The sequence below is a fragment of the Pseudomonas sp. EL_65y_Pfl2_R96 genome, assembly GCF_963970905.1.
Taxonomy (GTDB): Bacteria; Pseudomonadota; Gammaproteobacteria; order Pseudomonadales; family Pseudomonadaceae; genus Aquipseudomonas.
Genome location: NZ_CAXAQH010000273.1, coordinates 1 through 489, shown reverse-complemented (window position 1 = coordinate 489; position 489 = coordinate 1). Strand labels below are relative to the sequence as shown.

The 489-nt window shown below is 64.8% G+C and carries 1 protein-coding gene; it reads right to left on the bottom strand.

All coding sequences use genetic code 11. From position 1 onward, the window contains the following. The coding region (locus AACY49_RS30590) for an alpha/beta fold hydrolase (RefSeq protein ID WP_339528022.1) at positions 1-489 on the bottom strand (489 nt) is incomplete at both ends.

Sequence of the window (489 nt, the reverse complement as noted above, 5' to 3'; positions counted from 1 at the left end):
TCGAGATCGCGATTGAAGCCGTAAAATGGCCCCGCCGCGACATCGTGGAAGAAGGCTGCGCGATTGGCGGCAAGCGCGCTGCGGAAGCTGACGAACACCTCGCTCGGCGTGCCGCCGGGATTGGCGTCGGTCTTCAGCATCAGCGGAGGGACTGCGCTGACCAGCACGGCCTTGGCGACGCGGCCCTGCGGCTGGCCGAACTTCGCGACATAGCGCGCGACTTCGCCGCCGCCGGTCGAATGGCCGATATGCACCGCATTTTTCAGATCGAGATGCTCGACGACGGCGGAGGCGTCGGCGGCATAATGGTCCATGTCATGACCACCGACCGACTGCTCGGATCGGCCATGCCCGCGACGGTCATGCGCGACCACCCGGTAGCCATTGGCCAGGAAGAACGGCATTTGCGCGTACCAATCGTCCGACGACAGCGGCCAGCCGTGGTGGAAAACGATCGGCTGGGCATCCTTGGGGCCCCAGTCCTTATAA